The 15,550-nt window shown below is 47.8% G+C and carries 7 protein-coding genes; 6 read left to right on the forward strand and 1 reads right to left on the reverse strand.

Annotated elements, in window-relative coordinates; translation table 11 throughout:
• Positions 1-84: 84 nt before the first annotated feature.
• Complete coding sequence (locus ACYVE4_RS05735) at positions 85-2,517, forward strand: ABC transporter permease (protein ID WP_460996015.1); 2,433 nt, start codon at positions 85-87, stop codon at positions 2,515-2,517.
• Positions 2,518-2,594: 77 nt separating this feature from the next.
• On the opposite strand, the gene ACYVE4_RS05740 is transcribed toward ACYVE4_RS05735, so the two are convergent.
• Positions 2,595-3,065: a Uma2 family endonuclease gene (locus ACYVE4_RS05740; protein WP_460996016.1), complete on the reverse strand. Its 471-nt coding sequence runs from the start codon at positions 3,063-3,065 to the stop codon at positions 2,595-2,597.
• Positions 3,066-3,123: 58 nt separating this feature from the next.
• Between ACYVE4_RS05740 and ACYVE4_RS05745 the strand changes: the two genes are divergently transcribed.
• From ACYVE4_RS05745 to ACYVE4_RS05765, 5 genes are all read left to right on the forward strand, one after another.
• Positions 3,124-5,547: an ABC transporter permease gene (locus tag ACYVE4_RS05745; protein ID WP_460996017.1), complete on the forward strand. Its 2,424-nt coding sequence runs from the start codon at positions 3,124-3,126 to the stop codon at positions 5,545-5,547.
• A gap of 62 nt (positions 5,548-5,609) precedes the next feature.
• The gene (locus ACYVE4_RS05750) at positions 5,610-8,033 is read left to right on the forward strand and encodes an ABC transporter permease (protein WP_460996018.1); all 2,424 of its coding nucleotides are present in this window, start codon (positions 5,610-5,612) and stop codon (positions 8,031-8,033) included.
• A 4-nt stretch (positions 8,034-8,037) separates the two neighbouring features.
• Positions 8,038-10,464, forward strand: coding sequence for an ABC transporter permease (locus ACYVE4_RS05755; protein ID WP_460996019.1), 2,427 nt, complete (start codon positions 8,038-8,040; stop codon positions 10,462-10,464).
• Positions 10,465-10,555: 91 nt separating this feature from the next.
• Entirely contained in the window at positions 10,556-13,006 is a 2,451-nt protein-coding gene (locus ACYVE4_RS05760) for an ABC transporter permease (protein WP_460996020.1), read from the forward strand.
• An 89-nt stretch (positions 13,007-13,095) separates the two neighbouring features.
• Positions 13,096-15,540: an FtsX-like permease family protein gene (locus ACYVE4_RS05765; RefSeq protein ID WP_460996021.1), complete on the forward strand. Its 2,445-nt coding sequence runs from the start codon at positions 13,096-13,098 to the stop codon at positions 15,538-15,540.
• The last annotated feature ends 10 nt before the right edge of the window (positions 15,541-15,550 follow it).

The raw sequence follows: 15,550 nt of genomic DNA on the forward strand, positions 1-15,550 counted from the left end.
GCGTCTCAGGCGCGTCAGCAATACAAGACACCATCCGGTTATAAGACGCGAGGGATCGCGTCTCTACATAAATCTTCTACATCTATGCTTCTTAACTATATCAAGATCGCCTGGCGGAATTTAGTCCGCAAACGCGCCTTTACGTTGCTCAATACGCTGGGGTTGAGCGTAGGAGTAACCTCGGCGTTGTTATTATTTTTAGTGGTTCGTTATGAGTTGAGTTTCGATACTTTTCATACGCATTACGACCGCATTTATCGGTTAGGGCGACACGATTTTTATCCGAATGGAAGTGAAGATTTTTCGTCAGGAAGTGCGCTTCCTGTGGCCGCAGCCCTTAAAGCCGATATACCCCAATTCGAGAAAATTGTATCCGTCTATGGTATGCTCGACCCGCAGGTGACCGTGCTGGGCAGTGATTCTAAAGCGACGAATTCAAATTCGAAATTCATTGAGAAAGGCGAAGGATTACTGGTTGAACCGGCCTTTTTCGAGCTGTTCAATTTCCGCTGGATTCTGGGTCGGCCCGACGTACTAGCGCGACCGAATGTAGCGGTTTTGTCGAAGACGTATGCCGAGAAATACTTCAACGATTACCAGCAGGCTGTCGGGAAATACATCCGAATCAACAATCAGACGACGATGCAGGTGGTTGGCATACTGGAAGATGCGCCCAAAACCACCGATTTCCCAACCAACCTGGTAATTTCTTATGCATCGAAACGCGCCCGGCCTGATCTGTTCGGCTTTGGAACGTTCGACGATTGGGGTAGCACAAGCAGCAACGACCAGATTTTTGTGCTGATGCCGGAAAAATTTTCAGTAGCAACGGCCAATTCGCTGCTCGACAAATTCGCCAACAAACATTACGAGAACCGAAAGAGTAACGAACATAGAACGCATTTTCTGAGCCCATTGTCGAATATGCACCACGACGAGCAACTGGGCAATTTCAGAAGCAAAGCTGTGCCTAAACAACGTATTCAGAACATTGCAACCGTGGGAATTCTGATTCTGTTGATGGCCTGTATCAACTTTATCAATATCTATTCAGCCTTAGCCACCCGAAGGGCCAAAGAAGTTGGGGTTCGGAAAGTACTCGGAAGCCAGAAAAATCAACTGGTATTTCAGTTTCTGACTGAAACGTTTCTAGTGGTGCTGGCTTCGGTCGGTTTTGGGCTTGTGCTCACGTACTTGTCGTTGCCGTTGATTGAAAAAGCATTCGACGTACCCGCCGATCCGTCTTTGTACTTAACGCCAGGAACGGGCTTATATCTGTTAGGATTACTGAGCATTCTTACGCTTTTGTCGGGGCTATATCCCTCGCTGATTTTGTCGTCTTTCTCTCCCCTGGAAGCATTCCGTAAAAACGTGTCGAAAGGCTGGATGCAGGGTGTTTCCCTACGTCAGGCACTGATTGTCTTTCAATTTGCAACGGCGTTAATCCTGATTATCAGCACGATGATCAACCTGCGGCAGATGAATTACCTGAGTCGACTCGATCTGGGATTCGAGAAAGAAGGCGTTCTCACACTGAATATGGATACTGAGTACCGCACACGTTTCAACACCTTCCGCAACGAACTGCTACGTCTCTCCGATGTAAAAGCGGTATCCTACTCCTCCGATCATCCTTCGTCTGAGAATAACTGGCGAAGTAGTTTTGCCTTTACCAACCTATCGAAAGAGGAAGACTTTGAAATCTCGATGAAGTTCGCCGACGGTGATTATTTCGCTACGTACGGCTTGAAATTTTTGGCGGGCGGACCTTACGCAATCAATGATACGCTCACCAAGTTTGTCGTGAATGAAACCCTGCTCAGAAAGCTAGGTATTAAAAATCCAGAATCGATTATTGGGAAAAAGCTGCGAATGGGCCGCTGGGAGCCCGCTACGATTGTGGGCGTGGTCAAGGATTTCCATACCAGTTCCGCCCGTGAAGCCATTAACCCAATGCTGATTACCGTTTCGGACAAATTCTACTGGAATGGAGGCATCAAAATTCAATCGCGAAATCTACCACAAGCCGTCGACCGAATTAAGGCGATTTACGAAAAGCTCTTTCCAGAAGTAGCGTTCAACGGTAAATTCTACGACGAAAGCATCAACAATTATTACAAAGCCGAACGTCAGATGGGGCTGCTGTATCAGGTTTTTGCCGGCTTAACCATCTTTATTGCCTGCTTGGGTCTGTTTGGATTAGCAGCTTTCACCGCCGAAGCTCGCACCAAAGAGATTGGGGTTCGGAAAGTGTTGGGCGCATCGGTGGTCAGTATCGTATCGCTCCTCTCGAAAGATTTCCTGAAACTGGTGATCGTAGCGATTGTGATTTCTACGCCAATTGCCTGGTACTTAATGCAATCGTGGCTACAGGATTTCCAATACAAAATTGGTATCGAATGGTGGGTTTTTGTACTGGCCGGAGTCTTATCCATGCTCATTGCGCTGCTGACCGTGAGTTTCCAGAGTATCAAAGCCGCACTGGTGAATCCAGTAAAGAGTTTGCGTTCGGAATAAATGCCTGGGGCGGAGGGCCAGGGGCATAGGGAAGGTTTAGGCGACCCATTGCTCCGAACCCTCTGCCCTAGACTAACTTACCCTTCGAAAATTTCGCTTAGGGTAAGTTGAATACCTGTCACAGGGTCGGCAACAATTCCTTCAGCGAAATTGATCTGTCGACGGTCAGGAAGAAGAATTGAAACGGTCTGCACGGTTGGAACAACTAACCAAACGGACTTCACACCAGCAGGAAAATGTTTTTTATAAATACGATCGGTTAAGCTATTCAGGCTTTGTTCAGGAGAAAGAATTTCGATAGTGGTAAACGGTACTTCCTGAACAATGATTTCATCAGCTAACCAATCTACCTTACGTTTGGGCATGATAGCAAGGTCGGGGCGCATTTTACCAGACGCAAAATCGAAATCAGGTTCGGTGAGAATACTGTATTGAGTACGATAGGCCAGCATCAACAAAAAAGCTAGATGGCTCTGCAATTCAGAATGATTTAGGCTCGACATTTTTTCGTCTTCGAAGTCGATGGGTTGTTCGATAATGGTCTCCATGGTATAAGGACGTTTTCAATAGACGAGCTTTCATTAAAGGTAACAAAAATAGAGGAAGATGCTTACAAACTACATAAAAATCGCCTGGCGGAACCTGCTTCGGAATAAAGCTTTTTCGACGATTAACATCGTTGGCCTGGCGATTGGCCTGGCAACGTGTCTGCTCATCAGTTTATTCTTACTCGACGAATTGAGCTATGACCGATATAATGAGAAAGCGAATCGGATGGTTCGCGTCGTGTTTCACGCCGTTATGAATGGTGGAGAGATCAACGAAGCCAACGTTATGCCGCCCGTTGCACAAACCCTGAAAACGGATTATCCAGAGGTCGAAGAAGCGACCCGGATTCATACAGTTGGTTCACCGGGCATTACAATTGGAGATAAAACGTTTCGGGACGATCAGCTAGCTTATGTCGATTCCAATTTCTTTCAGGTTTTCTCACTACCACTGATTCAGGGCAATGCAAAAACAGCGTTATTTCAGCCTAATTCGGCTGTGATTACGCAGGAAATGGCCCGGAAGTATTTCGGAAATGAAAATCCAATTGGCAAATCTGTAACGATTAAAAGCTGGAACGCGCTCTTCAAGGTAACCGGCGTTATTGACAAAATGCCGGTCAATTCCCACTTCCATTTCGATGTACTGATGTCGATGGCGGGCGTTCCGGATGCGAAATCGCCTTCATGGATGACGTCGGGGTACTTCACCTATCTGGTTCTGGCCAAAGGATACAATCCGAAACAACTGGAAGCCAAATTTCCACAAATGGTCACTAAGTACATGGGGCCACAGCTCCAGCAGGCGTTTGGGATGAGTATGACCCAGTTTCGCCAGAAAGGAAATGATCTTGGTTTTCGCCTGCAACCCTTAACCGATATTCATTTACACTCGGACCTGACGGGTGAAATAGCCGCCAACGGCGATGTTCAATACGTATACATCTTCGGGGCCATTGCGCTGTTCATGCTGCTGATTGCCTGTATCAATTTCATGAACCTGTCGACGGCCGGAGCCTCAAAACGAGCTAAAGAAGTGGGCATTCGTAAAGTAATGGGTTCAGTCCGGCAAAGTCTGACAACTCAGTTTCTGATCGAATCGCTGCTGCTCACCATGATTGCACTGGTACTGGCTGTTGGTATCGTTTATATGGCCCTACCGCTCTTCAATGAGTTGGCGGGTAAAACACTGACGCTCAACATTAGTGGCAGTTTCTGGGTATTACCGAGTCTGCTGGTACTAGGCGTAATCGTGGGTATTCTAGCCGGAAGCTATCCTGCTTTTTTTCTGTCGTCGTTCAAGCCAATTGCCGTACTGAAAGGCACCAAATTTACGGGCGACCGGAAAAGTATTGGACTACGTAGTGGTCTGGTCGTTGTTCAGTTTTTCATTTCCATTATTCTAATGGTTGGCACTACGGTGGTCTACCAGCAGCTCAATTACATTCAGAATAAGAAGCTGGGCTACTCCAAAGAGCAAGTGTTGGTACTGCCCGATACGTGGCAATTGGCCAAAAAAGAAGAGGTTTTCCGCAACCAGATTATGCAGGACCCTCGTGTTATGAACGTCAGTATGTCGGGTTATCTGCCAGCGGGGCCAAGTTACAAAAACAACTACATGATGTTTCCGGAAAGTAATCCAACACAATTTGTGAAGGGACTTCGGTACAATGTCGATTACGATTACATTCCGACCTTAGGTATGCAGATGGCGGCTGGCCGAAACTTTTCCAAAGAATTTGGCACCGATTCGTCGGGCGTGATTATCAATGAAACAGCCGCCCGAACACTTGGCTGGACGAATAATGCCCTTGGCAAAACCATCGGTCACTCTGAAAACGAGGGAACTAGAAAGATGTACAAGGTGATTGGCGTCGTGAAAGATTTTCATTTTCGATCATTGCATGAGTCGATTTCTCCGCTGGTGATGACGCTCGGTGAAAATTCTGGGGCCGTGATTATCAAGGCAAAAACCAAAGATATGTCCGGTCTGCTGGCTTCGCTGGAAAAAGAATGGAAAAAACTCACTACCGATGCGCCTTTTACGTACTCGTTCCTCGATAAGCGATTCAACGATACGTATCTGGCCGAACAGAAAACCGGCCGTATTCTGGGCTTATTCGCCGGACTCACCATTTTTGTTGCCTGCCTGGGTCTGTTTGGTCTGGCTACGTTCACAGCTGAACAACGCACCAAAGAAATTGGGGTTCGGAAAGTATTGGGCGCATCGGTTTCCAGTATTGTTGGCTTGCTTTCTAAAGACTTTCTCCGGTTGGTAGCTATCGCTATTGTACTGGCCAGCCCGGTTGCCTGGTACGTTATGAATCGCTGGTTGCAGGAATTCGCCTATAAAATTGACATCGAGTGGTGGATGTTCGTGCTGGCGGCCGTGCTGGCTGTTGGGATTGCGCTGTTGACAGTCAGTTTCCAAAGTATTAAAGCGGCCCTGATGAATCCCGTGAAATCACTTCGTTCAGAATGATGAATAATGTGTTATGGATAAACATTCATCGCTCATCATTCATCGCTTATCACTCCTAAAAAATGCTGCTTAACTATCTAAAAATCACCTGGCGAAATCTACTTCGGAACCGTACCATCAGTACGATCAACATTGTTGGTCTGAGTGCTGGGCTGGCCGCCGTTATGTTTATTCTGCTCTTTGTGCAGGATGAAGTGTCGTATGACCGTTTTCATACACACCGAGATCAGCTGTATCGGGTCGTGTTAAACACAACCACTCCAGAAGGCAACGAAGTGGTCACAAGCGCAACGGGTATTCCACAGGGACCCGCCTTTGCGGCTGAGTTACCAGAAGTCGCTGAATTCTGCCGGGTGCAAGGCTATGAGATGCTGATTCGCCAGAAAGAAGACGTGATGTATAAGCAGGTGATGTATGTAGATCCTTCTTTTTTACGACTGTTTAGTTTTGAGTTGCTGAGTGGCAATCCGAATACGATTCTGAACGATCCGGGAAGCGTTGTCATTACCGATGAGATGGCCCGCAATTACTTTGGTACAACAGACGTACTGAATCAGCTTCTGACCATCGACGCGGGAGGTAGTTTCGAAAACTATCGGATAACAGGGGTCGTAAAAACACCACGCGTCAACTCAAGCATTCGGTTCGACGTGCTACGTCCATTTGTGGCCGCGCTCCCGCCCGACCGCAAAGACTGGCGCGAGCAGGATTGGTCGGATGGATTTCTGAATACATTTCTGCTACTACGCACCGACCGAAATGGTGTGGGTGCCGATCCAGCTATGTCGGAACGGAAACTGGCTGCGGTGTTTGAAAAATATGCCAGCCAGCAACTTGCGCAACTTCGGAAAGAACATGGTTCATTCACGCTGACGTATCACCTCCAACCGTTCACGGCTATGCATCTCGATGCCCGTTACGACATGGGCAATGGGCTTCAACGTGGCTCATCGTCGGTGTATTCGTATATACTCAGTGGCATTGCCGGGCTAATTTTACTACTGGCCAGTATCAACTTTGTTAACCTGACACTGGCCCGGTCGTTGCGCCGAACGAAAGAAATTGGGGTTCGCAAAGTAACGGGCAGTACCCGTCGGCAACTCGTCGGGCAGTTTGTGGGCGAAACGTTTCTAGTAACATTACTGGCTTTTATTCCAGCAGTAGGATTGGTCTACATCCTGCTCCCTCAATTTTCAACGCTCACGAATAAAGCCTTACAACTAACATATCTCACTAATCCTCAAACACTTGGCTTATTTGCGAGCTTAATCGTCCTGGTTACCCTACTGGCGGGTTTTTATCCGGCACGAGTGCTATCGAGTTTTAACCCTACGCAGATTCTATACAGCCGCCTTCGATTAGCTGGAAGTAATCAGATAGGGAAATGGCTGGTTGTGTTTCAGTTCTCGATTGCAATCATACTAATGATTGGTGCCGTCGTGCTACATAAACAATTCACGTACATTCAAACGGCTAATGTAGGCTACGAACGTGCCAATCGCGTACGAATCTACGTACCCTGGGGGCGCGAAAAACAGGGCGAATTAGTGAAGCAGAGCCTTCGACAACAAATTGGTATCGAGTCGGTTGGCCGAAAATCAGGCGGCCATCGAGCCGGTACGTATTACGTTCATAACAAACAGGTCAAATCAGGAAATGAGTGGATTGACGACCAATATCTAAGCCTGGTCAATATTCCAATTCTGGAGGGACGTGCTCTCAGTGCGGCTAATCCCACAGATAGTGTGTCTAATATTCTGGTCAATGAAACATTTGCCCGGCAGTTTCTGGCAGCGAACCGCTCGGCTGTCGGACAGATTATTCAACGGCAAACGGATGATAATAACCGGACAAATCTGACCATAGTCGGTGTAGTGCGCGACTATCAATACCGATCTCTGCGCGACAAACCGGAGCCGGTTTTGTTTCAGCTTGGCAAGGCTGAACAAATGAATCAGTTATACGTGAAACTAACCCCCAGCCAGGCGCAGACAGGGTTACAGACGATTGAGCGCACCTTTAAACAATTGATTCCCTACCAACCGTTTTCCTATCATTTCATGGAAGACGACCGTTTGGAGGATTATGCCGACGATGCTCGCTGGAAACAGATCATCACGTATGCTACGTTGCTGGCCATTCTGATTGCTGGACTAGGTTTATTCGGTCTGGTTTCCCTGACTATCGAACAGCGGACAAAGGAAATCGGCATCCGGAAAGTGTTGGGCGCCAGTCTACTGGAAATCACGCAGGCTCTATCCATCAATTTCCTAAAACTGATTGCATTCGCATTTATAATTGGCGCGCCCATCGGTTGGTATGCTGCCCGTTTCTGGCTCAACACGTTTGTACATCGAATCGAGCTGAATGGGTGGCTTATCGGTCTGGTTGGCCTGACAGTATTGAGCCTCGCCCTACTAACGGTTAGTTTTCAAAGCATCAAAGCCGCATTAATAAATCCGGTAAAATCACTACGATCGGAATAGTTCTATGTTACTTAACTATCTTAAAATCGCCCTGCGAACAATCAGGAAAGACAGTACATTCTCACTTATCAACATAGTGGGATTGGCTACGGGTTTGGCTGTGGCCTTGCTCATTATCCAGTATGTACGCTTCGAGTTGAGTTACGAAAACACATACCCACTGGCGAATCAGCTTGTGCGGCTCACCACCGACTATATGAACGGTGGAGCAGTGGATGCGCAGGATGCAGAAGTCTATCCTCCGGCTGCGCCCAGAGCCAAGCGGGAAATGAATGAAGTAGTCAACTACACCCGCGTCTACCCCATCCGGAAACCTAAAGCAACGGTTCAGATTGATGACAATTATTACTTAGTAAATAACGTTTACGCTGTCGATTCTTCTTTTTTCTCCATGTTCGGCTACCCATTGCTCCGGGGAAGCCATAAGGGACTTTTTACCAGACCCCGGCAGGCTGTTCTCACGAAATCAATGGCGCTGACCTATTTCAAGACGCTCGATATACTGGGTAAAACTCTGAAAATGCCCCAGAAGGAGGGCAGTATTCTGCTGGAAATAGCGGGTGTAGTGCCAGATAGCCCAGTCAATACGCACCTGAAATTCGATATGCTTCTCTCCTATCCAACGATGTTGTCGGATTTTGGCGAGCGGGAAGACAATTGGAACAACAATAATACCTACGCTTATCTGCAATTGGCCCAAAATACCAGCTACGAAGGATTTACAAAATCGCTGGCTGCCTTCAGCGACCGATTGATCAAGGGGAAAAAATTAACTAACGAGCGACTGACCGGCCAGAAAATCAGCGACATCCATCTGTATTCTCACAAAACCTTTGAGACCGAACCCAATGGCGAAGCGCAGTCGGTATACTTTCTGCTGGGGGTAGCGTTTCTGGTACTTATTAGCGCCTTTGTCAACTACGTCAATCTCACCACGTCCAAAGCCCTCGACCGGGCGCGGGAAATCGGCATGAGAAAGGTCGTTGGCTCTACGCAGGGGCAGATTAGAACGCAGATTTTCATGGAAACTGTACTGATCAATATTGTTGCTGGGGTGCTGGCAGTAGGGTTGGTAGCAGGTCTTCGTTCCGTGTTTGTTCAGGTAGCTGGGCTTCCCGAAGGTTTTAACGTATTCGGAGACGTATTTTTCTGGGAAAGCGTTGGGGTATTTCTCTTGATGAGTATCTGCCTGTCGGGGTTTTATCCGGCCGTCGTGTTGTCTTCGTTTGATCCGGTTACTGTACTCAAAGGGGCTTTCTCACGATCAATTAAAGGCACTGTTCTACGTAAATCGTTAGTCGTTTTCCAATTCGCGATTACCCTTATTCTGCTGGTGCAAACGTTCGTCGTTTACCGACAGGTGGCCTTTCTGCGGGAGCAGAAATTAGGCGTAAACATTGATCACACGCTGGTGTTAAAAGCCCCGGTGGGTAGCAACGCCCGAAAAGATTACGGTGCGTTTCGACAAATGATGCTTGCTCAGGCACAGGTAAAAGCAGTATCGCTTTCTGGCACTGTACCGGGCCTGGGATCAGCCCAAATGGGGACGACGACAGGTATCAATTTATCAGGTGCCGTCAAGAAAACATATTACAATTATTACCTAACCAAAATAGATACGTCGTTCATCGACTTGATGGGACTCCAGCTACTGGCGGGCAAAAACTTCGATGCAACCACCCGACCGGGCTTTTCAGATACGACGAATCGGCAACTTATTGTCACCGAAGAAACCATCCGACTCTGGGGAATCCCCACGCCTGATGAAGCCATCGGCAAACGGGTAGACCTCTGGGGAAATCAGGCCACGATTCGGGGAGTTGTCAAAAATTACCATTACGAATCGCCCAAAGCGGCTTATCTCCCGATTATTCACATGTATTCTCCCTCGTTCGATTCGTTCGCCAGTGTGAAGTTTTGGGAAGGAAATGCCGGGGAGCAACTCGCCACGTTGAAGAAGGTGTACGAAGCCAGTTTTCCCCGTTGCCCATTCAGCTATTTCTTCATGGATAGCGAATATGACAAACAATACAAAGCCGATGATCGATTCCAGCAGGTATTCGGCGCCTTAACGGGCTTCGCGATTCTGATCTCCTGCCTGGGCCTGTTCGGTCTGGCTACGTTTACCGTTTCCAAACGAACGAAGGAAATCGGGATTCGGAAAGTGATTGGAGCCAGCACCACAAACCTGATGATTCTACTATCGAAGGATTTTATCCGAACGGTTCTGATTTCCATAGCAATCGGCCTTCCAATCACCTACGTTGTCGTCAAAAACTGGTTGGCCAATTATGCGGCTCGGATCGAGCTAAGCTGGTGGCTTTTCGCTGCACCTGCTCTGCTAGTCCTGATCCTGGTGTTAGTCTCCATTGGCGGCAAAACGATTGCGACGGCTTTAATGAATCCTGTAAAATCACTTCGTTCTGAATAAATAGCCTGGATAGCATGGGTAGCATGGTCTTGTTGGGATTGTTTTGACATCCCTGCCATCCAGGCTCCCACTGCTCCACGCCCCTACCTCTATGCTCACAAACTACATCACGACTGCCCTGCGCGCGCTGAAGCGCAACTGGAGTTATTCCATTATTAACGTTCTAGGCCTAACACTGGGTCTGGCCTGCTGCTTACTTCTATTTGTAACGATACGTTACGAACTGAGTTTTGATCAGCACAACACCAATGCTGACCGTATATTCCGAATTATTACGGTTAATAAAACGGCTACCGATCCCAAACCGGGAGCGGGCATTACGTTTCCAGCGCTGGCAGCTCTCCGAACTGATTTCCCGGAGTTGAAACACCAGCTCACAATGGTCAGTCGGGTGCGGTCGGCGGTGGTATCGGTAGGTGGTCAGGGTAATTCCGAGAAGAAACGTTTTCAGGAACCAGACGGCGTCATTACGTTTGCCGAACCACAGTATTTTAATCTGTTCGATTACAACTGGCTGAAAGGCAGTCCGCAAACGGCACTTGCCAATCCTAATACGGTAGTTCTTTCGGACCGTATCGCCCACAAATACTTTGGTGATACCAACCCGATGGGCAAAACCATCCGACTTGAGAATAAAATGGATTTTGTGGTAACTGGCGTTGTCGAAACTCCTCCTGCCACCAGCAGCCTACCGTTCGACGTATTCCTGACCCACGCGTCTGTTCTGGCCTACGGTAATACGTCTCCTCCCGACGATTGGCGGTCGACCTATGGTGGCGCTCAAATTTATATGCTGCTTCCACCTTCGTCGCCCGGTTCGGAAACACAGGCCGCCCGGATGGAAAAGCTATTGGTTGGCTTCGTTCAAAAACACCATAATGCAGATAATGCCAAGAATTTACGGTATCTCTTACAGCCACTGACCGATATTCATTTCGCCACCAACATGTCGAATTATGCCCAACGTAGCATCAGTATCGAAATGATCTGGGCGATGGTGCTGATTGGTCTTTTTATTCTGGGAACAGCTTGCGTCAACTTTATCAATCTGGCAACAGCTCAGGCTATTCGCCGGTCGAGAGAGGTGGGCGTCCGGAAAGTGCTGGGAAGTTCACGCAGTCAACTAGTCCGGCAATTTTTGGGTGAAACTGGGGTATTGACCAGTTTAGCGGTTGTACTCGCGCTATTGGTCTCTCAGATTTCACTCCCCTACGTTAGTCAATTGCTGAATATCATTCCGGGAGCCGTTACGCTCTTTACTCCAATTGTACTGGGCTTCCTGATTGTATTGGGCGTGCTGACAACCGTTCTCGCTGGCTTCTATCCGGCTCTGGTATTATCTGATTATCAACCGATATTAGCACTAAAAGGAAAAGTTCAGGCTGTGGGAACAGGCAATTATTTAACGCTCCGACGGGGATTGATTATCGGGCAATTTGCCATTTCTCAATTGCTGATTATTGGCACTATTATCGCCTATAATCAAATGCATTATTTCCGTTCGGCAGATCTAGGCTTCAGCCGGGATGCGATCCTAACGACTAAATTACCCCAGAATGAGTCGGGTCAACTGGAGAATTTACGGGCCAAACTCACTAACATTCCCAATGTACAGTCGATTAGTTTTGGGATGACCACTCCGTCATCGGCCTTCAACTGGACAACGGGTTTTCGCTTTGAAAATCAGGATAAAGATCCTGGTTTTGGTGTAGTCATGCGCCCCGGCGACACAGCCTATGCACGCACCTATGGATTAAAATTCCTGGCCGGACGAATGTATCAACCCGCCGACTCGATTCGTGAAATTGTGATCAATGAGACGTTTATGAAGCGGCTTGGCTTCCAGAAGCCGGAGCAGATCATTGGGAAACAAATGACGGTAGCTGGTGAGAGCGTGAAAAAGCCAATTGTGGGTGTGGTAAAGGACTTCAATCTGTTTTCACTACGCGATCAAGTCGAACCAAGTGTTTTAACGACAGCGCGAGATCAGTATACAACGCTGGGCATTAAACTGTCGACAAAACAGGGTGGTACGGAAGCCATTAGCCAACTTATCAAACAGGTGGAAAACGCCTGGACAGCCACCTATCCCGAATTTGTTTTCTCGTATGAATTTCTGGATGAGACGCTGGCCAATTTCTACAAAACCGAAGAGCAAACGTATTCACTCTTTCAACTATTGGCAGGAATTGCGCTGTTTATTGGCTGCCTCGGCCTGTATGGCGTCGTCGCGTTTATGGCCGAAACCCGCACCAAAGAAGTAGGTGTCCGGAAAGTACTGGGTGCCTCTGTCGGTAGTATTTTCGGGCTATTTTCCTTTGATTTTGTCAAACTGGTTTTGATTGCACTGGTCATCAGTTCGCCCCTGGCCTGGTACGTTATGGATAAATGGCTACAGAAGTTTACCTATAAAATTGACATCGAGTGGTGGATGTTCGCCCTGGCAGGTATGCTGGCAGTGGGTATCGCCTTATTAACCGTGAGTTTCCAAAGTATCAAAGCAGCCCTGATGAATCCCGTAAAATCGTTACGATCGGAATAAATAGCAGAGGGCATAGGGATCGGGGCATGGGGTTAAAATTTGTTTTTAGCTTACCCATGCCCCGATCCCTATGTCCCCTATCCTTACCTATGCTAAGAAACTACTTTAAAATCGCCCTTCGCAGCCTCAGTCGTAACCGTCTGACGACGTTGCTTAACGTAGCTGGCCTTTCCGTAGGTATTGCCTCCTGTCTGGTTATTTATCTGATTGTGCAGTTTGAACTTAGTTTCGATAAGCAGATACCGAACAGTGGACAGGTTTACCGACTGGTGTCGAAATTTAAGTTTGGCGACGACTTTTATCACAACCACGGTCTATCAGCCCCAATTCCGGAAGCTGTACGAACAAAATTGGCTGGTGTAAACACCGTTGCTCCTTTCCATACAAGTAATTTTCAGGTCGTTGACATTCCTCGCCAGGGTAAGGACCCCGTTCAGTTTCGGGCTTCTAAAGAAGAGCAGGAGGACTTTATCAGTACAAACGGCGCATTTTTCGATATTTTCCCCCGGCAATGGGTAGCTGGTAACCCTAAAACAGCATTGGCTAAACCAGATCAGGTTGTTCTGACCGAAAAACAGGCTCGACGGTATTTTGGCGCAGCAACTCCGGCTATTATTGGTCGTCGGCTGATTGGGCAGCAATACAAGGATACGCTCACGCTAACCGTTTCGGGACTGGTAAAAAATTTGGATGCGCCCAGCGATTTTGATTTCCAGACATTCGTTTCGCTGGCAACCCAAATGACCAGCAAAAAACGTCGGGACAATCTCGGGTTTGATCAATGGAATAATACGAATTCATCGTCGCAGTGTCTACTCAAACTGACTCCCGGTACGGATACGAAGCGCTTTAGCGAACAGGTTACGAAGATGGCGGAGGCTAATCTACCAGTCGGTGAAGATTCGGGAGATCGTCAGTTGCTGCTTCAGCCGCTGGCCGACGTTCATTTCAATGCCGACTACGCCAACGGACACGTTGCGCATCGACCTACTTTATTGATTCTAGGGTTGGTTGGAGGCTTTTTATTGCTGTTAGCCTGTATCAACTTCATTAATTTGGCAACTGCCCAATCGACTCAGCGGGCTAAGGAAATTGGCATTCGTAAATCGTTGGGCAGCAAACGGAAGCAATTAATGATCCAATTTTTAGGAGAAACGCTGATACTTACCCTGTTGGCGAGCAGCTTATCCATTCTATTGGCTCACAGCGCTTTAACCTACCTGGGCGATATCGTACCAAAAGGCGTTGAACTTGATAATACCTGGCCCGGTCTTTATTTGTTTTTACTCAGTGTTGCTCTTGTAACAGCGCTATTGGCTGGGCTATATCCAGGTGCATTACTATCTCGGCTATCGCCTATATCCACCTTAAGGAATCAAACGGGGCAAGCGAGTGGTAACGCTACATTGCGCAAATCGCTTATTGTCGGTCAGTTTACGATAGCACAAGTGTTTATTATTGGCGCTTTGCTGGTAGGACAGCAATTGCGGTTTATGATCAATTCCGATCAGGGCTTTCAGCGGGAAGCCATCGTAACTTTCTCTACGCCAACCAGTTCTTTTTTCAACGGTGATCACCACGGCGTTCGGTATACCCTGGCCGATCGTATCCGCAAACTAGCGGGTGTCGAGCAGGTTAGTATGGCGAATCAGACACCTCTTTCGGGTAGTTGGTCAACATCTACTATGGAATTTACGGGCAAAAAAGGCAAATCGGAGGTCAACGTGTATCGGAAAGAGGTTGATACCAATTTCGTAGCGCTCTACGGATTGAAACTTCTGGCTGGCCGTAATCTGATCGCGAGTGATACCGCCCAGGAATTTGTGATTAACGAAACGCTGGCCCGCTATATGGGTTTTCAAGAACCATCGAAGGTCATCGGACAGTTGCTGAATAAAAAGCCGATTGTAGGGGTTATTCGCGATTTTAACCACCGTTCGCTACACAACACAATTCAGCCTACGGCGCTGATGAGCCAAAAAGAGAATCTGCATGTTTTTAATATACGGTTTAGCCGGAGCGGAGCCGCTTCGTTCGATCAGGTGCTGGCCCAAATCAAAAGCCTCTGGGCCAGCACCTATCCGGGCGATCCATTTGAAGCCAGGTTTTTTGATGAATTCGTCGCCGAACTCTACCAGAAAGAGCGGAACATTGGCAAGCTGATCAATCTGGCTACGGGAATCGCCGTTCTGATCAGTTGCCTCGGACTGTTTGGGCTGGTCACGTTCTCGGCCGAGCGTCGGAGAAAGGAAATCGGCGTGCGAAAAGTGTTGGGCGCGTCGATCTCCAGTATCGTTGCATTACTATCTAAAGACTTTCTCGTTCTCATCCTGATCGCCATTGTCATTGCTTCGCCACTTGCCTGGTGGGGTACAACGAAGTGGCTTGAAGGCTTTGCTTTTCGCATCGACCTATCCTGGAGCCTGTTCGCTCTTGCAGGCCTGCTGGTCGTTGGGATCGGGCTAATTACCGTCAGTTTTCAGTCGATCAAAGCCGCGTTAAAAAATCCCGTAACGAGTTTACGTTCAGAATAAAGTAAAGAAG

The organism is Spirosoma harenae (assembly GCF_054776975.1).

Excerpts from the sequence above, each read along its gene's own strand:
- ACYVE4_RS05750 (WP_460996018.1), top strand. The coding sequence starts at position 5,610 with ATGCTGCTTAACTATCTAAAAATCACCTGGCGAAATCTACTTCGGAAC.
- ACYVE4_RS05760 (WP_460996020.1), top strand. The coding sequence starts at position 10,556 with ATGCTCACAAACTACATCACGACTGCCCTGCGCGCGCTGAAGCGCAAC.
- ACYVE4_RS05745 (WP_460996017.1), top strand. The coding sequence starts at position 3,124 with ATGCTTACAAACTACATAAAAATCGCCTGGCGGAACCTGCTTCGGAAT.
- ACYVE4_RS05755 (WP_460996019.1), top strand. The coding sequence starts at position 8,038 with ATGTTACTTAACTATCTTAAAATCGCCCTGCGAACAATCAGGAAAGAC.
- ACYVE4_RS05765 (WP_460996021.1), top strand. The coding sequence starts at position 13,096 with ATGCTAAGAAACTACTTTAAAATCGCCCTTCGCAGCCTCAGTCGTAAC.
- ACYVE4_RS05735 (WP_460996015.1), top strand. The coding sequence starts at position 85 with ATGCTTCTTAACTATATCAAGATCGCCTGGCGGAATTTAGTCCGCAAA.
- ACYVE4_RS05740 (WP_460996016.1), bottom strand. The coding sequence starts at position 3,065 with ATGGAGACCATTATCGAACAACCCATCGACTTCGAAGACGAAAAAATG.